The sequence below is a fragment of the Amycolatopsis halotolerans genome, assembly GCF_042647905.1.
GTDB lineage: Bacteria > Actinomycetota > Actinomycetes > Mycobacteriales > Pseudonocardiaceae > Amycolatopsis > Amycolatopsis halotolerans.
Map to the genome: position 1 here is coordinate 144,822 of NZ_JBHRWI010000056.1, position 19,588 is coordinate 164,409.

Here is a 19,588-nt window from a genome sequence, read left to right on the forward strand (position 1 = left end):
AGCCGCGCGCTGGACTCCGGATTCGGCTGCCGTTCACCACGACCAACCCCAACTAGAAACGGGGCACCAGAAACCAGCCCAGTGCCCCGCCCAGAGAAGAAAAGATCAGCCCAGCGCCTGCGTAAGGTCGGCCACCAGATCGCGCCCGTCCTCGATGCCCACCGAAAGCCGGATCAGGTCTTCCGGGACCTCAAGGGTCGAGCCAGCCGTCGAGGCGTGAGTCATCTTCCCGGGGTGCTCGATCAGGCTTTCGATCCCGCCGAGCGACTCCGCCAGCACGAACAGCTTCGTGCGGGACGCGACTTCCAGCGCGGCTGCCTCCCCACCAGCCACACGGAAGGACACCATTCCGCCGAAGCGGCGCATTTGCTTCGCCGCTGCTTCGTGGCCGGGGTGTTCCGGGAGGCCGGGGTAGTAGACCTTGGTGACCTTCGGGTGCTTCGCCAACGTGCGGGCGACCAGGTCCGCGTTGTCGCTGTGGCGTTCCATCCGCAGGGCCAGCGTCTTGAGACCGCGCAGCGTCAACCAGGCGTCGAACGGGCCGGGGACGGCACCGGCCGCGTTGCGCAGGTAGAAGAGCTGCTCGCGCAGTTCGTCCTCATTGGTGACGACCGCACCGCCGACGACGTCTGAGTGGCCGCCCAGGTATTTGGTGGTCGAGTGCACCACGATGTCCGCGCCGAGGGCCAGCGGGGTTTGCAGGTACGGCGTCGCGAAGGTGTTGTCCACGACCAGCCTCGCACCCGCGTCGTGGGCGGCACCCGCGAGCGCGGCGATGTCGGCGATGCCGAGCAGCGGGTTGGTCGGCGACTCGCACCAGATCAGCTTGGTTTCCGGGCGCATCGCGGCCCGTACGTCGTCGATGCGGCTCAGGTCGGCGACCGTGTGCTCGACGCCCCACAGGCTGAGCACCTTGTCGATCAGCCGGAACGTGCCGCCGTACGCGTCGTTGCCCAGGACCAGGTGGTCGCCGGGGCGCAGGACTGTGCGCAGCACCGCGTCGGACGCTGCCATGCCGGACGCGAATGCCAGCGTGTGCCGGGCTCCTTCGAGCGAGGCGAGGGCTTCCTCCAGCGCGGTCCGCGTGGGGTTCGCGGTGCGCGAGTACTCGTAGCCGCCCTCGCGGGTGCCGCCCACGCCGTCCTGCGCGTACGTGGACGTTTGGTAAATCGGCACGATGACGGCACCCGTGCGGGGATCGGGCTGCTGCCCGGCGTGGATCGCGCGTGTTTCAAAACCCAGGACGGAGTAGTCGTCGGCCATGGTTCCCAGGGTACGGGGCACCCCCGACAATCCCATCAGCTGGGAGGCAACTCACCATGCGGGAGAGGCTGCCGGTACAAAATCGCACCGGCAGCCCCGCGGGTCACCAGCCCTGCTGCGGCGGCGGGTACGCGCCCTGCTGCGCGGGTGCGCCCGGACGGTAGTTGACCCAGTCGGCGGTCGGCTTCACGATCGCCAGCACCAGGGTCGCGATCGGCGGGATCAGCCCGACCAGCGTAAAGCCGACGCCCCGCCCGAACAGCCGCGCGCTGTCTTCGTATCCCGCGGCCGCGGCTCCGGCGAGGACGACGCTCAGGACGTTGAACGCGATCACCAATCCGCAACCGACGATCGTGCACAGCCGAGCGGCGGGCTTGTGCAGGAACAACCCGATGCCGCCGAAGAACAGCAGGCCGACCAGCAGCACGTTCACGACGAGCGACAAGTAGAGCTGCCAGACCGTGATGTGCAGCGTCGACAGCGCGATGACCAGGCCGACAACCGCGATGATCGCGAAAACGCCGCCGAGGATCGCGAGGATCCCCGCGATGATCGCGGTCGCGCCGTTCGGCTTCTGCTGATAAACACCAGGCCCGCCGGGGTAGGCCGGGTACGGCTGGCCCGCGGCAGGCGGAGCGAACGGCTGCTGCGGCGCGCCCGGGTACGGCTGGGCCGGCGTCGGCTGGCTCGCCGGGTACGGCTGCCCGGGGAACGGGCCGCTCTGCGGCTGCTGGGGCTGGCCCTGCGGGTTCTGGGGGTAGGTCACGGGGAGTCCTCGGTATATCTGTTCCCGCCGGGCGGCGGGTGGAATGCCTGTATCGTGCCAGGCCCGCCCCGTTTTCGGGGCGGAATTACCACTGTCGCGAGGGTGACGAAGCAGGCACCGCGGGTACGCGATAACGCAGGTAGCCGAAGGTCCGCGGCAACCCCGCCAGCACGAGCACCAGCAGCACCGCGGCCGTCAGCGCGACGCGGTCGAGCGCGGCGAAACTTTCGAAGCGCAGCAGCGTCCGGAAGTATTCGACGTACGCCGGGGAACCGCCGAGCGCGGGCTCCAGCAGAAGCGCGCCGAGTGCGAGCAGCGCGCCCGCGATAAGCAGTACCGCGCCTGCCGTCGCACGGAAAAAGGTCGCGATGGCACCGATCAGCAACAACAGCGAAGCGCCTAGGTACGCGGCGAGATCGGCGAGCGTCAACGGCGAGAGGTCGCCGAGGCTGAACCCGGACGGAATGTCGAGGAACAGCCTTGCCGGAAGATAGCCGGACGTCACGGCGGCGATCAGCCCGAACAGTCCGGCGGCGATCGCGGTGCTCCCGTTCGGCCGGTACGGCACCGGATCCGCCACGGGGGATTCCCGTTCCCGCTGCCGTGCCGGAAGTCCGTGCAGGCCGCTCACGGGAGGTCCCCCTCGGGCTGGGAAGGCGATTCGGACGGCGCTCACCCTAGCCCGGAAATGCGCGGTTGGGGACCGGCACGAGCGCATGGGCGCCGCAATTCCCCCGGCTGCCGGAACGGCCGGGAAAAGGCCACCACCTTTCCCGGAATCCCGCGAAAAACGGACCGGAAACGACGAAGGGCGCCGCCGTCGTGAGACGGAGGCGCCCTTCGCGGAAATTCAGCGGCTCACCACTGCTGCGGCGGCTGCTGGCCCGGCTGGCCGTAACCGGGGGGAGGCTGCTGCCCGCCCGGCGGCGGGTACTGGCCCGGCTGGCCGAAACCGCCCGGCTGCTGCGGCGGCTGGCCGTAACCCGGCTGCTGGCCCGGCTGGCCGTAGCCAGGAGGCGGCTGCTGCCCGAAGCCCGGCTGCGGGTTCGCGCCGCTGCCCGGGTTCGGCCCGCCCGGCTGCGGGAAGCCCCCGCTGCCCGGGTTAGGTCCGCCCGGGGGCGGGAAGCCGCCCGGCTGCGGCTGGCCGAAGCCCGGCTGTCCGCCGCCGAAGCCGCCCGGCTGCTGCGGTCCGCCGGGGCCGGCCGGTCCGCCGGGGCCGCCCGAGGACGAGCCGAGGCCGACGTACTGCGAGGTCGCCGGGATGATCGCGACCACGCCGACGATCAGGATGATGATGCCGAGGATCAGCGTCAGCATGCCGCCGCCGCTCGTCGCGCTGGAACCCGCGCCGCCGTACTTGTCCGCGAAGGAGCTGCTGACCGACGTCCCGGACTTCGCCAGGATCGAGAACAGCAGCAACAGCACGCCGCCGACCAGCACCGCGATCGGAGCGAGCTTGCGCATCACAGCCGCCCGCGAGGCCATCGCCAGCGCGACGCCGCCCGCGAGCGCGACCACCGCGCCGACCAGGATCATGATCACGTACAGCCAGAGCGTGCCCGGCGAAGCGAGACCGGCCTCGTCGAACAGCTTCTGGTACCGGCTCGAGCTGTCGTACAGCTTCGAGTAGTCGCTGGTGTCGCTCATGTAGCTGAACGAGACGATCAGCGCGATCAGGGCGAGCACCGCGGTGACGCCGCCGGCGATGTAGCCGTACAGCGCGTTGCCGCCGCCGCTCGCGGGCGCGGCGGGCGCGCCGAACGGAGCGGGCTGGCCGAAGGCCTGCTGACCCGGCTGCCCGGGCTGGCCGAACGCGCCCTGCGGCGGAGCGCCGAAGCCGCCCTGGTCGTACCCGCCCGGCTGGCCGAAGCCCTGCGGCGGCTGACCCGGCTGCCCGGGCTGACCCGGCTGGCCGAAGCCCTGCGGGGCGCCGAACCCGGCGACCGCGGCCGGGTTGTCCGCGGCGCTCGGCGGCGGGGCGTACGGGATGTTCTGCGGCTGCTGGCTCGGCGGGACGAGCTGCGTCGACTCGGCGTTGCCCTCGGCGCTCACGGGGTTGACCACCTGGGTGGCGTTCGCGTCGGCCGGCTGTCCCGGCTGCACGACCTGCGTCGGTTCCGGGGTGTCGCCGAACGCGCCGCCGCCGTGGGAGGGCTGCGGCGGCTGGCCCGGCTGGACCACCTGGGTCGGCTCCGACGCGCCGAAGGGACTGTCCTGCTGCGGTGTAGGACCACTCGACGGGCCCTGCGGCGGCTGCTGTCCGCCGTCCCAGGGCTGGTTCGGTGGCTGCGGAGCACTCATGTGGGTCTTGAACCCCCTTGACGAGGACGCGAAAAAGTTCTATTCGGCCGTAACGCTATCGGATGCCCGGCCGGGACGCGCGAAGACGCCCCGACCGGCAGCCGTGAGGTTAGCCCTATCGGCCCGCGAGGAACGCGAGCAAATCGTGCCTGGTGACGACGCCCGCCGGCTTGCCGTCGATCAGCACCAGCGCGCCGTCGGCCCCTTCGAGCGCCTTCATCGCGGCGCTCACCTGCTCGCCGGCCCCGATCGTCGGCAGCGGCGGCGACATGTGCGTCTCCAGCCGGTCGGCGAGCTGGGCCTTGCCGGTGAACAGCGCGTCGAGCAGGTCGCGCTCGTTGACCGCGCCGACCACCTCGGCGGCCATGACCGGCGGTTCGGCGCTGACCACGGGCATCTGGCTCACGCCGAATTCCGACAGGATGGCCACCGCCTCGGCGACCGTCTCGTTCGGGTGCGAGTGCACGAGGCTGGGCAGCGCGCCGGACTTGCGGGTCAGCACGTCGCCGACGGTCGCGCCGGAGGAGTCCGGCGGAAGGAAGCCGTAGGACGACATCCAGGCGTCGTTGAAGACCTTGGTGAGGTAGCCGCGGCCGCCGTCGGGCAGCAGCACGACCACGACGTCGTCCTCGGTCAGCCCCTCGGCCAGCTTCAGCGCGGCGGCTACCGCCATCCCGCACGAACCGCCGACCAGCAGGCCTTCCTCGGTCGCGAGCCGGCGCGTGGTCTCGAACGAATGCGCGTCGCTGATCGGGATGATCTGGTCCGCGACGTTCCGGTCGTAGGTCTCCGGCCAGAAGTCCTCGCCGACGCCTTCGACCAGGTACGGCCGCCCGCTGCCGCCGGAGTACACCGAGCCCTCGGGATCAGCCCCGACGACCTGGACGCGGCCGTCGCTGACCTCCTTCAGGAACTTGCCGGTGCCGGAGATCGTGCCGCCGGTGCCGACGCCCGCGACGAAGTGCGTGATCTTGCCGTCGGTCTGCTTCCAGATCTCCGGGCCGGTGGAGTGGTAGTGGCTGGCCGGGTTCTCCGGGTTGGCGTACTGGTTGGGCTTCCACGCGCCCTCGATCTCGCGCACGAGCCGGTCGGACACGTTGTAGTAGGAGTCGGGGTGCTCGGGCGCGACCGCGGTGGGGCACACGACGACGCGGGCGCCGTACGCGCGCAGCACGTTGCGCTTGTCCTCGCTCACCTTGTCCGGGCAGACGAACACGCACTGGTAGCCCTTGCGCTGGGCGACCATGGCGAGCCCGACCCCGGTGTTGCCCGAGGTGGGCTCCACGATCGTGCCGCCGGGGCGCAGCTCTCCGGAGGCCTCGGCGGCCTCGATCATCCGCAGCGCGATCCGGTCCTTCACGCTGCCGCCCGGGTTGACGTACTCGACCTTGGCGAGCACGAGCGGCTTGAGCCCCTTGGCCAGCGAGTTCAGCTTGACCAGCGGGGTGTTGCCGACGAGGTCCACGATGTGTTCTGCGTACTCCACGCGACCAGCCTAAACAGACGGGTGCCGGACCGGCTAGCGCGGGACCAGGCGGAGCCAGCCGTCGTCACCGGGTTCCTCCGCCCATCCGGCGGGCCAGCCGCGGCGGTATCCGGGCTTCGCGAGGGCTCCGGCGAGCCGGATTCGCGCGTCCTCGGCGAATTCCGCGTGCTGTTCGAACTTCGCGCCGCGGAATGCGTCGCGTTCGCCGCCGATGACTACGCCGCGAAAGTCCGCGCGTTTCTCGAACGTCGCATCGGTGAAATCCGCTTTGGTGCGGAATTCGGTGTAACAAAACTTCGATTCTTCGGTGAACGTGGTTTCGTGGCAGACAATGGAACGGATCCGGCAGTAGGTCAGCGTCAGCTCGACGAGCCGCGCGCCGGAGAAGTCGAGGTCGATGTCCGGCCAGTACGACCCGGCCGGCTCCTCGCCGCCGCCCGGACGCAGGTGCAGCATCAGGATCCGCTGCGCGGCCTTGCGCACCTGGACCTCTTCGGCCGTGCCGTCCAACGGCATTCGCAGGTACGCGCAGACGACGTTGACGATGGTCTGCCGCTGGTCCGCGTAGTCCTGGGCGAGCCGTTCGAGCGCGTACAACCCGGCCAGCCGGACCGGGGCCTTGTCGCTGCCGAGCTGGTCGGCGGCCTTGCCGTACATGTCGGTGATCCGGCGCTGGGTGGCGTCGTGGTCCTTCTGTTCCAGATCCAGTTCCGCGGACCGCTGCCGCCGCGCGGCGAGCAGGAGCGCGGCCGCGCCGCCGGTCCCGACGACGATGCTCGAGGCCGTGCGCAACGCGTCGAGCCGCGACGAATCCGCCGGGGTGCCGCCGCCGAGCAGCCACAGCAGCAACGCCGCCGCGACCGCCGCGAGCAGCACGATGCCGGTCCCCCACCACGCGATCGTGCGCGTGGACAACACCCGGTTGCGCTCTGTCACGGCGGAAATCCTCCCACGGGCGCAGGGTGGTGCATGTCGCCTTCGGCTTTCGGACGGACGCCGGAGGCGGCAAGATGGTGAGCAACCGCTTAGTGCCGCCGACCCGAGGATGTGTCTGTCATGCCCGAAGCCGTCATCGTCTCCACCGCCCGCTCCCCGATCGGCCGCGCGGGGAAGGGCTCACTGGTCGGGATGCGCCCCGACGACCTCGCCGTGCAGATGGTGCGCGCGGCGCTGGACAAGGTGCCTCAGCTGGACCCGGCCGACATCGACGACCTGATGCTCGGCTGCGGCCTTCCCGGCGGCGAGTCCGGCTTCAACATGGGCCGCGCGGTGGCCGTCGAGCTCGGCTACGACCACCTGCCCGGCTGCACGATCACCCGGTACTGCTCCTCCAGCTTGCAGACCACCCGGATGGCGCTGCACGCGATCAAGGCGGGCGAGGGCGACGTCTTCATCTCCGCGGGCGTCGAGGCCGTGTCGCGGTTCGCGAAGGGCAGCTCCGACTCCTGGCCGGACACGCACAACCCGCTGTTCGCCGACGCCGAGGCGCGCACCAAGGCGACCGCCGAGTCCGGTGCGGACAGCTGGCAGGACCCGCGCGAGAACGGGCAACTCCCGGACGTCTACATCGCGATGGGCCAGACCGCGGAGAACCTGGCGCGGCTCAAGGGCGTCACCCGCGAGGAGATGGACGAGTTCGGCGTCCGGTCGCAGAACCTCGCCGAGAAGGCCATCGCGGACGGCTTCTGGGCCAAGGACATCACGCCGGTCACGCTGCCCGACGGCACGGTCGTGTCGAAGGACGACGGGCCGCGCGCGGGCGTCACGATCGAGGGCGTGTCCGGGCTGAAGCCGGTCTTCCGCCCCGACGGCCGCATCACCGCGGGCAACTGCTGCCCGCTCAACGACGGCGCGGCGGCTGTCGTGATCATGTCCGACACGAAGGCGCGCGAGCTGGGCCTGACGCCGCTGGCGCGCGTCGTGTCCACCGGCGTCACCGGGCTGTCGCCGGAGATCATGGGCTACGGCCCGGTCGAGGCGTCGAAGCAGGCGCTGTCCCGCGCCGGACTGTCCATTTCGGACATCGACCTCGTCGAGATCAACGAGGCGTTCGCGGCGCAGGTCATCCCGTCCTACCGCGACCTCGGCATCGACCTCGACCGGCTGAACGTCAACGGCGGCGCGATCGCGGTCGGGCACCCGTTCGGCATGACCGGCGCGCGGATCACCTCGACGCTGATCAACTCCCTGCAGCACCACGACAAGCAGTTCGGCCTCGAGACGATGTGCGTCGGCGGCGGACAGGGCATGGCGATGGTTCTGGAGCGGCTTTCCTGAGCGACGCGGCTTCTGGCCGGAAGCGCCCCAATGCCACATTGGGTGCATCTCACGCACCCAATGTGGCGTTCGGTGCGTCTGACGCACCCAATGCCACATTGGGGTTTTCTCGGTAGCGTGCGTGCGGCGGTCCCCGCTAGAGCGAGGCGGTTTTCCTTGTCCTGGCAACGGAAAAGGCCGTCCGCGAGCGCAACGCGGACGGCCCTTTCCTCAGGTGAAGCGTCAGTGCATCAGCACCGGCGGGGCGACCTCGCCGGATTCCGGCTCCGTCGGCACGACGCGCTTCTTCGGCAGGAAGAACGCGGGCACCAGGCACAGCGCCAGCAGGATCGTGCCCCACAGGAACGTCGTCGCGAACGACTCGCCCGCGAGGCCGGCCGCGGCGTCGTGCGTGGCCGGGTTCATCGTCGCCGCGGTGGCGACCAGTTGGCCCTGGCTCGTCGGGACGCCGAACTTCCCGGCGAGCAGCGCCGCCAGGATGATCGACATCACCGCGGACCCGATCGCGCCCGCGGTCTGCTGCAGGATGTTCGTCGCGGTCGAGGCCTTCGCCATGTCCTTGGACTGCAACGTCTGCAGCGCGGCCGAGGTGATCGGCATCATCGTGCAGCCGAGGCCGAGCCCGACGACGAACAGCGCGGCGAGCAGCAGCGGGTACGACGTGGTCGCGGTGACCTGGGTGAACGCCACCATGCCGACGACGATCAGCACCAGGCCGGGCACCACGATCTTGCGCGGCGCGATCTTGTCCGCCAGCCGTCCGGCGACCGGCATCGACACCACCGCGCCGAGGCTCTGCGGCACCAGCAGCAGACCGGCGTGCAGCGCGGTTTCGCCGCGCACCAGCACGAAATACGTGGGCAGCAACAGCATCGCGCCGAAGAATCCGATGCAGAACACGGCCATCGTGATCATCGCGACCGAGAACGACCGGTTGCGGAACAGCTTCAGGTCGATCAGCGGATGCTCCACTGTCCGGGCGCGGAGAACGAACGCGACCAGCAGCACGAGCCCCGCCAGCGCGGGCAGCCACACCTCGAGCGCGGTGACGGTGCCGGTCGACGGGATCCGCGAGACGCCGAAGATCAGCGCCGCCAGGCCAGGCGACACCATCAGCATGCCGAGGAAGTCGAAGCGGCCGGACGGTTCCGGGTCGTCCTTCGGCAGCAGCTTCAGCGCGAGCACGAAGGCGATCAGGCCGATCGGGACGTTGATGTAGAAGATCCAGCGCCAGCTCACCGAGTCGACCAGCCAGCCGCCGAGGATCGGGCCGCACATCGGGCCGAGCAGCATCGGCACGCCGAGCACCGACATCACCCGGCCGATCCGCTGCGGGCCCGCGGTGCGGGTCAGGATCGTCATGCCCGCGGGCATCAGCATGCCGCCGCCGAGGCCCTGCACGACGCGGAACGCGATCAGCGATTCGACGTTCCAGGCGAGCCCGGCCAGCATCGAGCCGACCAGGAAGGTGCCGATCGCGAGCAGGTACAGCCGTTTGGTGCCGAACCGGTCGGACGCCCATCCGGTGACCGGGATGACCGTCGCCAGCGCCAGCATGTAGCCGGTCGCGACCCACTGGATGGTGTCGAAGGACGTGGTGAACTGAATGGTGAGTTTCTGAAGCGCGACGTTGACCACGGTGGTGTCGAGGATCGCCATGATGGCGCCGAGCACCACCACGGAAGCGACCTTCAGCACTCCCCTGTCGAGTTTGTCACCGGCATCCGGCGCGGCCGGAGTCGCTGGTGCGGACATGCGGAACCCCATCTGTTAGTGGTGAAGCGCAAGCCCGCGACGCGACAATACGACAGCGGTTCCCCCTTGCGCGCGCTCCAGACTAGCCGAACGGCAAGCGGCTCCACAGCCTTTTTCGCTGGCGAAAGAAATACGTGGGGACTTTTCGCGCAGTCACGATGACCTGCGAAAAGCCCCCACGGGGGTCAGCAGATACTGTCCGTGCGCACCGGGTTGCCCAAACCGAACAACGGCCGCAGTTTCAGCCCGATCCAGGTGCCGAAAAGCGCGAACACGCCCCACAGCCAGCCGTGCAGGCTGCCGACGGAAATGCCGCCGAGGTACGCGCCGATGTTGCAGCCGTTCGCCAGCCGCGCGCCGACGCCCATCAGGATCCCGCCGAGAATCGCGGCGACGGCGGTGCGCCACGGGATCGAGCTGTGGATCTTCCACGCACCCGCGGCCGCCGCGGCGACGAACGCGCCGATCATGATGCCGATGTCGGTGAGGCTCGTCTTGTCCTGCCAGATCGGCTTGGACAGCGACGTCGCGTTCGCCTTCAGCTGCCAGAACTCCCATTGCTCCGGGTGCAGCCCGAACACCTGGAGAATTTTCGCGCCCCACAGGCTGAACGCGCTCGTAACGCCCCAGATCCCGCCGGAAACCAGGTACACCGCGCCGGCCAGCACGCCGAGCACGACGGCGCCGACGAGGATCGGCCAGGAGCCGCGGAAGATCCGGGCGAACCCGCGCGCGGTCGGCACGGTGTCGACCGGCGGCGGCACGCGGCGCTTCTGCACGAGCCGGGTCGCGAAGACGATCGCGACGAGCACCGCGATCGTGATCGCCCACGAGCCGAACCAGCCGACGTGGTCCGACAGCAGGAATCCGGAAACCTGCGGCCAGCCGGTGAAAAGCGGGTAGCCCCACGTGTAGAGGACCGATCCGGTGATGAAACCGCCGAGGGTCAGCACGATCGTCGACTGGCCCGCCCCGACCGCGAACAGCGTCCCGGACGCGCACGCGCCGCCGAGTTGCATGCCGATCGCGAACAGCGTGGCCCCGACGAACAGCGCGAGCCCGATCGGCCCGACGTTCGCCACCGGCACCGGTTTGCTGCCGAAGAGCCCCGCGCCGGTGCCGCAGATGAGGGCGACGAGCGTCGCGGCCGTGCCGAGCAGGAGGGTGTGCGCGCGGAGGCCCTGTCCGTTGCCGACGGCGATCAGCTGCCGCCAGGCGGACGTGAACCCGAAGCGGGAGTGGAAAAGGGCGAGGCCGAGCAGCAGCCCGAGCACGAGCAGGACCCCGAATTTCGCACCGTGCGCGGCCCAGACGTAGGCGGTCAGCCCGACCGCGAGCACCGCGGCTGCGGCGAGCGGGACGATCTTGACCGGCTCCTCCGGTTTCGGTGCCGGAGCCTCGCAGGAGGTCGGGAAATCGAGCAGCTTTCGCTCGTCGACAGGGGAATCGGTGGTCGCCACCACGTCTCCTGGGGGTGTCGGGGATCAACGGGCCCGCCCGGCGGCGGGCGGCGATCCACGTTAGGTCCCGGTGAGCCCTGGACGCAGCCTGTCCCACGGAGTGCGACGAACGGCCGAAACCGGGCGTCCGGACGGCCCCTTTGTACCGCCCCGGCTCAGCTCTTGATGCAGATGGCTTCCTCGGGATCGGAGTACCAGCGGGCACTGGTCGAACCACTGCCCTCGCACGCCGAACGGTCCTTCGCGCCGGGTACCAGCTTGACGATCTCCGCGTTCTTCTGCGGATCGGTGCACGGCACCTTCTGGTAGGTCGTCGTGGCGGTCTGGAGCCCGGAGAGGCAATCCCCCTGCTGCACGTTGGGAACGAGGCAGAGCACGCGGCGGTTCTTGCCGCCGGTGGTGTAGCGGTAGTAGTCGCCGTGCGGGCAGGTTCCGCTCCGGCTGGCGCGGACGACGGCGACCTTGACGTTCGCTCCGGGGTCGGCGCAGTCGACGGTTTTCGTCGTCGTGGTCGAGCCGGACTTCTCGATGTGCATGCAGTCGCTGGCGTGGGTGTTGCTGGTCGAGTTGCCGAACGCGAAGAACCCGATGGCGACCCCAGCCGCCACGACCACCACCGCGACGGCGACGAGCACCACGGTCCTGGTCGGGAAGTTTCGCTTCGGGCTCTGCCGCGGCGGCATCCCGCCCGGACCGTAGTGCTGCTGGAACGGCGACGGCCCGTTCTGGCCGTAGCCCGGCTGCGGTCCGTGCCCGTGCGGCGGGACGCTCACGTGATACCTCGCAAACCCGAAAGAAACATTCCGACCGGGCACATCCAACACGACGGTCGCGGGGGCTCGCAGAGGTTCGGTGCAGAAAAACAGAAAAGGCGCTCCGCGTAACGCGGAGCGCCCCTTCCCGGCAACCTGTGCGAGAAGCTAGTCGCGCAGGTAAGACAGCAGACGCAGGATCTCGAGGTACAGCCACACCAGCGTGGTCATCAGGCCGAAGGCGGCGTACCAGGCCCACTTCGAGGGCATGCCGGCGCGGATCATCTTGTCGGCCTGGTCGAAGTCGAGCAGGAAGCTGAACGCGGCGATGCCGATGACCACCAGGCTGAAGACGATGGCCAGCGGGCTGCCGTCGCGCAGCGGGTTGAAGCCGAAGAACAGCGCGGTGACGAGGTTGACCAGCATCAGGATGGCCACGCCCGCGACCGCGCCGACGATCCACTTGGTGAGCTTCGGCGTGACCTTCACCGCACCGGTCTTGTAGACGACCAGCATCGCGACGAACACGCCCGCGGTGCCGATGAGCGCCTGCAGGGCGATGCCCGGCAGGAACACCTCGAACAGGCCGCTGAGCGCACCGAGGAACAGGCCCTCGGCACCGGAGTAGACGAGCGTGAGGGGACCGCTCGGCTTCTGCTTGAAGATGATCACCAGAGACACGACGAGGCCCACCACGAGCCCGCCGATCAGCGCGCCGAGGAGCGGACCGCTCGGCGAAAGCCTGCCGAGGGAATCGCGGACGAGCTGGGACTGCGCCCAGATCGCCGTGAGCACGCCGACGACGAGCGCGACGCCGAGCGACATGCCGGTCTTGATGACGACGTCGTCGACCGTCATCGGACGGTCGGCGGAGGCGGTACCCATCTGCCCAGGGCCGTAACCCGGGACGCCGCCTTGGCCCTGCGGCTGGCCGTAGGGCTGGTCGAAGCCGACGTTCGGCCCGTACTGCCCGGTCGCGGCCGCGCCGCGCGGGAGATTGCGGAACGCCGGGTTGCTGCTGGAACGCACCTGTCCTCCTGGACTTTATGGCACCTTGCATCGGGTTCAACGACCGCGGCGGCTCGCTGGTTCCCGTTCGGGTAAAGCCGATTTTACTCATCACCCGCACGGGTGGGGCGACCCCCGTTACGGCCACCGTAGGCGATGAAGGTCACGACCGTTCACCGCAGGTCACCCGATGGTCTCTAGACAACTCCCATGGTGACCCGCGAACCTTCACATCGCGTGTCCGGGAAGTGACCGAACGCGTGTCGGGGAGTTGTTCGATCAGGTGAACTGCGAGAACGCCGTTCAAGCGTCGGCAGGCACGTCGAAGGAGCCAACACACCATGGGGTGGATCTCACGCCCGCGCGCTCGCTGGCGCGCGGCCACCGGGCTGGTCGCGACCGCACTGCTCGGCGCACTCTCCGTAACCACGCCGGGAATCGCCTCGGCCGCCGCAGACCCGGTTAAGGGCCCTGGCCTACCGATCGTCCACAACGAGGGCAGCACCCCTTACGAAGATTGGCTCGGCTCGTACAAGGTGGGCGGCAAGGACGTCTTCTGCGTTCGGTTCCATCTGAAGGCACCGGGCAGCGACGAGGCGTACCAACCAGGCGACGAACTGCGGACGAAGTGGAACGAGAAGCTGGAGCCCGACGTCGCGGGCAACATCTCGTATCTGTTGCTGCGCTACGGCAATACCTCTGACAACAACGAAGCCGCCGCGCTGGCCCATCTGCTGCACTCGTGGACCGCCAAGTCCCGAACGCCCGGCGACACGGACTTCGGCACACCCGCGGACAAGGCGGCCTATCCGGAGCAGAAATACTTCACCGCTCTCCCCCAGGCTGCCAAGGACGACGTGGCCAAGATGAAGGCCGAGGCCGAGGCGAACCGCGGCCCGTGGACCGCGTCGGTCGCCGCACCGAAGGGCGATCAGCACCTCGGCCAGCCAGCGACCTGGACGGTCACGGTAAAGAACTCCAAAGGCAAGGGCATCCCGGACGTTCCGGTGAAGCTGACCGCCACCGACGGGACGGTCGGCCAGGCAGACAAGAAGGCCGACGAAGAGAAGGCGTCCGACTCTTCTTCCGGCAACTCCGCACCCCAGGCCGCGCAGAAAGACACGACGCTGAAGACCGATGCGAACGGCACGGTCACGGTGAAGGTCACGCCCACCGGCGATCAGCCGAAGCTCGCCGCCTCGTTGTCCGCGCCCGCGGACAAGCCGACCGTGCAGAACCCGGTCAACACCAAGGACGGAATCCAGAGCGTCGTCGGCACCGGCGGCGAGAAGCAACTGACCGCCCAAGGCGTCGTCGCCGTGGCTAAGCCGGGCAAGGTGCAGGTCACCAAGACCGACGCCAAGACCGGCAAGGGCATCGGCGGCGCGACCCTGCGGATCACCGGCAAGGACCGCAAGACCGCGGCCACTAGTCAGGACGGCAAGGCGCTCAACGGGCCCGACGGCCAGCCCGCGGTGGTCACCACCAGCGGCGACAACGGGACCGCGACCGTCGAGAATCTGCTGGCGCCGCAGGAGGTTTGCGTGGTCGAGGTGAACGCGCCGCCGGGCTACACCAACGCGTTCGACCCGAACAACCCGCCCGCCGCGTGCGGATCGCTGACGCCGGGCGGCACACTCGCACTGACAGTGGCCAATACGCCGAACGAAGTGCCGCACGCGATTCCCGCCGGCGATCTGCCGGTGACGATGGCCAAGGGCACGGTCGAGACGAGTTTCTCCACGGGCGGCATCGCGGGTCTCGCGGCGCTGGTGCTCGTCGGTTCGGCGCTGGTCGGGTTCGCCGCTCGGCGGTCGGCCCGGCGGTAATCGAAAGCAGCAAGGGCAATGACCGGAAAAGGACGGCTGATCGGCGGGTTCGTGCTGGGCGCGGCAAGCGTGCTGGCAGTGGAACTCGCGACGGTCGTGATCAGTTCGCCGCCGACGACGGCAGTGGCCGGGAGTGCGTTCCCGGCCGCTGCCGCCGTACCGGCTGCTTCCCCGCAGCAAGTGGCTCCCGCGCCGCCGCCGTCGAGCAGTGCGGCGCCGCCCAGCAGTTCGGCGGCAGCACCACCGCCGCCTGCCGCGCCCGCGGAGCATCGGCAAGCGCCGGAACCGGGACCGCAGGCGCCGGGCACGATCCGGCTGCCTGGCGGCGGGACGGCGGCGATGGTGCGTCAGGACCTCGGGCCGGGCAACACGCTTCCGGTGCCGTCGGACATCGGTCAGGCGGCGTGGTGGGGCGCGGACCTGGAAGCGGTCAGCGGCGCGAGCGTGTTCGCGGGCCACGTGAACTGGCGCGGCGCGACCGGCCCGTTCTCGGAACTGTGGAGCGAGCGAATCGGCGGCGTGGTGACGATCGTGGACCGCGCGGGCAAGACGAGCCGGTACCGGATTTCCCAACTGGTCACCGTGCACAAGAACGACCTGCCCAGCCGCGCCGACGATCTCTTCGGGCAGGCCGGTCCGCATCGGGTGGTCCTGGTGACCTGCGGCGGACGCTGGATCGGCGGGAGCGACGGGTACGAGGAGAACCGCGTGGTGATCGCGGACCCGGCGTGAGGGGTCCCCTCGTGCCCCGCTGAAACCGCGCGAGGGGTCCATTCGCGCAGTTTCTGGCCAGCCCGCCGCCCGCGGAAATCCGCCGCGACCTGCGGCACCCCGTGCGGAAGCTAAGTTACTTGCAAGTAACCTCACCCTGCCGCGTTGTGGTCAGGGCGGCGTCCATGCAGCAGAATGCCCATGGGTCCAGGCGGCGGCACGGCGGAGGGTGATGGAGATGGCGACGTTCTTGGTGACAGGCGCGACCGGGTTGATCGGACGCCAGGTCACCCGGCAGCTGCTCACCCGGCCGGACGTGGAGCGGGTCGCGCTCGTGGTGCGCGCGTCGTCGCGGGAGAAGCTGGCCGCGCTCGTCGACGGGTGGCCGCATCCGGACCGCGTGACGCTCGTGACCGGCGACCTCGGCGAACCGCTGATGGGAGTGTCCGAAGCGGACCGGGAGGCGCTGCGCGGAGTCGACCACGTCATCCACCTCGCCGCGCTCTACGACATCACCGCCGACGACGAAACGAGCGTCCGGGCCAATGTGGACGGTACGCAGAACGTCCTCGACCTCGCCGCGGACCTGAACGCCGGCTGCCTGCACCACGTCTCGTCGGTCGCCGTCGCGGGCGACCACGAAGGACTGTTCACCGAGGACATGTTCGACGTCGGCCAGCGGCTGATCACGCCTTACCACCGCACGAAATTCGAGGCCGAGAAGCTCGTCCGGGACCAGCACGAGGTGCCGTGGCGGGTGTACCGGCCCGCGGTCGTGGTCGGCGATTCGCAGACCGGCGAGATGGACAAGATCGACGGCCCGTACTACCTCTTCCCCGCGATCAGCAGGCTCGCCGGGCTGCCCGATGTGCCGTCCGCGGGCCCGGATCTGGGCGACACCAACGTGGTTCCGGTGGACTACGTCGCGAAGGCACTGCTGGAACTGGTCACCACGCCGGGTCTCGACGGCCGCGCCTTCCATCTGGTGAACCCCGAGCCGCAGCCGGTGGTGTCGGTCTACAACGCGTTCGCCCGCGCCGCCGGGGCGCCGACGATCACGGTGCAGCTCGGCGACAAGGTGTCGAAGGGAATCGTCGGGCTGGTCAAGCTCAGCGAGCACATTCCCGGGTTCACCATCGCCCGCGACGCGGTACTGGAACGGCTCGGCATTCCGCCGGTGCTGCTGGAAACAATGGCTTTCCCCTCGGTGTTCGCTTCCGCGGAAACACGGAAGGCGCTGGCCGGAAGCGGCGTCGAGCCGCCCCGGCTCGACGACTACGCCGCGACGCTGTGGCGCTATTGGCGCGAACACCTCGACCCGTTCCGCGCGCGCAAGCACGGTCCGCGCGGCGAACTGGACGGCCGCCGGGTGATCATCACCGGCGCGTCGTCGGGCATCGGACGGGCCACCGCGCTGAAGGTCGCCGCGGCGGGCGGGGTGCCGCTGCTGGTCGCGCGGCGGCAGCACGAACTGGAAGAAGTGCGCGACGAGATCATCGCGGCGGGCGGCACCGCGTCGGTGTACCCGGCGGACCTCACCGACGAGGATTCGGTGCGCAAGGCCGTGGACGCGATGCTGTCCGAGCACGGCCGGATCGACATGCTCGTGAACAACGCCGGCCGGTCGATCCGGCGCTCGATCAAGCTGTCGTACGACCGGATGCACGACTACGAGCGCGCGATGGCGATCAACTACTTCGGCGCGGTGCGGCTGATCCTGGCGGTCCTCCCGCACATGTCGGAGCGGAAATTCGGGCACATCGTCAACGTTTCCTCGATCGGCGTGCAGGGAATCGCGCCGCGCTTTTCCGCCTATGCCGCGTCGAAGGCCGCGCTGGACTACTTCTCCCGGATCGCGGCGACCGAAACACACGGCGACGGGATCACCTTCACCACCATCCACATGCCGCTCGTGCGCACGCCGATGATCCGGCCGACGAAGATCTACGACGCCTTCCCCACGAAATCGCCGGAGCAGGCGGCGGACATGGTGCTGAAAGCGCTGGTGCAGCGGCCGAAGCACATCGGCACCCCGGCGGGCCAGGCGATCGGGCTGACCTACACGCTCGCGCCGGGGCTCACCGACGCGATCGCGTACCAGGGTTTCCGGATTTTCCCGGACTCCGCGGCGGCGGGCGGCAGCGGGAAACTGAAGATCGGGCGGGGCGAGAAACACCTGTCCCGCGCGGCGATGGCGCTGGCCCGGCTGTCGCGCGGGTTCCACTGGTAGTGACGGCTTCGCGCGGCGGGTGAGGCCGTTCAGGCGAGATCGCCACGAAGAATCGACCCGGGGCGGTGATTCACCACTCCTGGCGGCACGCACGCCAGGTGCGCGGGTACGGTCGTGGGCATGGTTCCCGAGCGAGACAACGGCCTCCTCCCGCTGCGGCGCGAGTACACCGAAGCCTGGCGCGGCTTCGACCGCACCGAGGTGCGGCAGTACCTCGACCACCTCGAGGGTCAGCTGCACCGGCTGATCACCGACCGCGACGCGGCTGCCACGCAGGTCGCCACGCTGTCGCGCGAACTCGAGGCGGCGCGCGGCGAGGTGTCGAAGCTGCAGTCCCGGGTCGAGGAGCTGCTGAAGCCGCCGGAGCGGCTCGAGGACCTGGACGAGCGGATGCAGCGCACCGTCTCGCTCGCGCACGCGCGGGCCGACGAGATCACCAAGCGCGCTCAGGTGGCGGCCGAGAAGCACTGGGCGTCGTCGACCGAGGCGTCCACGAAGCTGCGCGAGCGGTACCACCGCTTGGTCGCGGAGCTGGACAAGCAGGCCGAAGCGCTGCACTCGGAGCACGAGGCCGCACTGAAGGAAACCCGCGCCGAAGTGCAGCGGCTGACAGTCGAGGCGGCGCAGCGCCGGGAACTCCTCGACAACGAGGCCGAGCGCAAGCGTCGCAAGATCGAGCGCGATTTCGACTCGAAGATCACCGCCGAGCGCACCGCGCACGAAAAGATGATCACCGACCAGCGCACGGCCAGCAAGAACCAGGCCGAACGCCGGATCTCGGAAGCCACCGCGGAGGCGGCCCGCCGCGTCGAGGAGGCGACGGCGGAGGCCAAGCGCCGTCTCGACGAGGCGACCACGCAGGCGGCCCAGCGCACCACCGCGGCGACGCGGAAGGTCGAGCGGCTCGCGGAGATCCGCGAACAGGCCCGCAAGAACCTGGCGATGGCGGACGAGGTGCTCGGCCGGAGCGAGGGTCTGCTGACCGCGCTGCCGTCGGAATCGGTGCTGCCTGCTGCCTCGAAGCTGGTTGGCGGCGACGACCCGGCCAAGCCGGACCCGTCTCCCGCGCCGGTCGAGTCGAAGACTGCTCCGTCCCCCTCGCCTAAGCCGAAGGCTGAGAACGGTTCCGCCGCGAAGGCCCCTGCGGGGAACGGCTCGTCCGCGAATGGCGGCGCCGGAAAGGGCGGTTCGGCGAACGGCGGGTCGACGGAAAGCGCGGCCGGAAACGGCGCGAAGACCGGCAGCGGCTCGACGGGGAACGGCGCGAAGTCCCAGCCGCAGACGGCGGGCAAGCCGAGCAGTTGACCCGCGGACCGCAGTGAGCCCGTCGGCCCGGAAACGGTCCGGCGGGCATTCGCTGCGGCTACAAGACTTCTACGCGCGGCTCCGGAAAGGGCACGTCAGCGGGCAAGCCGAACACCGCCGCGCCCAGCCAGCCGGGAACCTGCTCAGAGACCTGCGGCTCGGGAAAGCACGTTGGCGAGCAGCGCGTCCGCCGACTGCTCGACTGACAAGTGCGCGACCACGACGTTTCGCTCCGAACGGCGGCGGGCAGTCAGCGGGCGATCCAGGTCGCGAGCCGCTCGGTTGTGGGGCCAAGTCCGTGAGGGCCACCTTCACGGACTCTGATTCCCGATGCCAGGAACTCAAGTCGCGTGAGCTCGGCCCGCTGACCGTCCACAAAGGACGCCAATAGCGCCGGAATGCCCGATTCGTCGCCAGGTGACCGCGTCTTGAGGTCCGTGAAGGA

At 69.7% G+C, this 19,588-nt stretch carries 15 protein-coding genes; 5 read left to right on the top strand and 10 right to left on the bottom strand.

Annotated features, from left to right (window positions below; translation table 11 throughout):
- Positions 1-105 precede the first annotated feature (105 nt).
- The 6 genes from ACFORO_RS37690 to ACFORO_RS37715 all read right to left on the bottom strand — a co-directional run bounded on the left by ACFORO_RS37690 (position 106) and on the right by ACFORO_RS37715 (position 6,752).
- Positions 106-1,263, bottom strand: coding sequence for a cystathionine gamma-synthase (locus tag ACFORO_RS37690; RefSeq protein ID WP_377873241.1), 1,158 nt, complete (start codon positions 1,261-1,263; stop codon positions 106-108).
- 103 nt (positions 1,264-1,366) lie between these two features.
- On the bottom strand, positions 1,367-2,029 hold the full coding sequence (locus ACFORO_RS37695; RefSeq protein ID WP_377873242.1) for a hypothetical protein: 663 nt from the start codon (positions 2,027-2,029) through the stop codon (positions 1,367-1,369).
- 85 nt (positions 2,030-2,114) lie between these two features.
- On the bottom strand, positions 2,115-2,660 hold the full coding sequence (locus ACFORO_RS37700) for a hypothetical protein (protein ID WP_354740221.1): 546 nt from the start codon (positions 2,658-2,660) through the stop codon (positions 2,115-2,117).
- 227 nt (positions 2,661-2,887) lie between these two features.
- The gene (locus ACFORO_RS37705) at positions 2,888-4,210 is read right to left on the bottom strand and encodes a hypothetical protein (RefSeq protein ID WP_446681612.1); all 1,323 of its coding nucleotides are present in this window, start codon (positions 4,208-4,210) and stop codon (positions 2,888-2,890) included.
- 235 nt (positions 4,211-4,445) lie between these two features.
- Positions 4,446-5,816: a cystathionine beta-synthase gene (locus ACFORO_RS37710; RefSeq protein ID WP_370934213.1), complete on the bottom strand. Its 1,371-nt coding sequence runs from the start codon at positions 5,814-5,816 to the stop codon at positions 4,446-4,448.
- 33 nt (positions 5,817-5,849) lie between these two features.
- Entirely contained in the window at positions 5,850-6,752 is a 903-nt protein-coding gene (locus ACFORO_RS37715) for a pentapeptide repeat-containing protein (protein ID WP_377873244.1), read from the bottom strand.
- Positions 6,753-6,872: 120 nt separating this feature from the next.
- On the opposite strand from ACFORO_RS37715, the gene ACFORO_RS37720 reads away from it, so the two are divergent.
- Positions 6,873-8,093, top strand: a complete 1,221-nt coding sequence (locus ACFORO_RS37720) for an acetyl-CoA C-acetyltransferase (RefSeq protein WP_377873245.1) — start codon at positions 6,873-6,875, stop codon at positions 8,091-8,093.
- 222 nt (positions 8,094-8,315) lie between these two features.
- Here the strand turns inward: ACFORO_RS37720 and ACFORO_RS37725 are convergent, their stop codons facing one another.
- The 4 genes from ACFORO_RS37725 to ACFORO_RS37740 all read right to left on the bottom strand — a co-directional run bounded on the left by ACFORO_RS37725 (position 8,316) and on the right by ACFORO_RS37740 (position 13,089).
- Positions 8,316-9,848 carry a DHA2 family efflux MFS transporter permease subunit gene (locus ACFORO_RS37725; protein ID WP_354740231.1) on the bottom strand — a complete coding sequence of 511 codons (1,533 nt, stop codon included), beginning with the start codon at positions 9,846-9,848 and terminating at the stop codon, positions 8,316-8,318.
- 185 nt (positions 9,849-10,033) lie between these two features.
- Positions 10,034-11,311 (bottom strand): YeeE/YedE family protein, encoded by a 1,278-nt coding sequence (locus ACFORO_RS37730; protein WP_377873246.1) that lies wholly within the window; start codon positions 11,309-11,311, stop codon positions 10,034-10,036.
- A gap of 152 nt (positions 11,312-11,463) precedes the next feature.
- A complete protein-coding gene (locus ACFORO_RS37735; protein ID WP_354740235.1) occupies positions 11,464-12,081 on the bottom strand; it encodes an LppU/SCO3897 family protein in 618 nt (205 codons plus the stop codon).
- A 147-nt stretch (positions 12,082-12,228) separates the two neighbouring features.
- The gene (locus ACFORO_RS37740; protein ID WP_037816748.1) at positions 12,229-13,089 is read right to left on the bottom strand and encodes a Bax inhibitor-1/YccA family protein; all 861 of its coding nucleotides are present in this window, start codon (positions 13,087-13,089) and stop codon (positions 12,229-12,231) included.
- A gap of 320 nt (positions 13,090-13,409) precedes the next feature.
- On the opposite strand from ACFORO_RS37740, the gene ACFORO_RS37745 reads away from it, so the two are divergent.
- The 4 genes from ACFORO_RS37745 to ACFORO_RS37760 all read left to right on the top strand — a co-directional run bounded on the left by ACFORO_RS37745 (position 13,410) and on the right by ACFORO_RS37760 (position 19,143).
- Complete coding sequence (locus tag ACFORO_RS37745) at positions 13,410-14,897, top strand: MSCRAMM family protein (RefSeq protein WP_377873247.1); 1,488 nt, start codon at positions 13,410-13,412, stop codon at positions 14,895-14,897.
- 18 nt (positions 14,898-14,915) lie between these two features.
- Positions 14,916-15,629, top strand: a complete 714-nt coding sequence (locus ACFORO_RS37750) for a class F sortase (protein WP_377873248.1) — start codon at positions 14,916-14,918, stop codon at positions 15,627-15,629.
- Between the two features lie 217 nt (positions 15,630-15,846).
- Positions 15,847-17,838 (top strand): SDR family oxidoreductase, encoded by a 1,992-nt coding sequence (locus ACFORO_RS37755; RefSeq protein ID WP_377873249.1) that lies wholly within the window; start codon positions 15,847-15,849, stop codon positions 17,836-17,838.
- A gap of 120 nt (positions 17,839-17,958) precedes the next feature.
- Complete coding sequence (locus tag ACFORO_RS37760) at positions 17,959-19,143, top strand: cell division protein DivIVA (RefSeq protein WP_377873250.1); 1,185 nt, start codon at positions 17,959-17,961, stop codon at positions 19,141-19,143.
- The last annotated feature ends 445 nt before the right edge of the window (positions 19,144-19,588 follow it).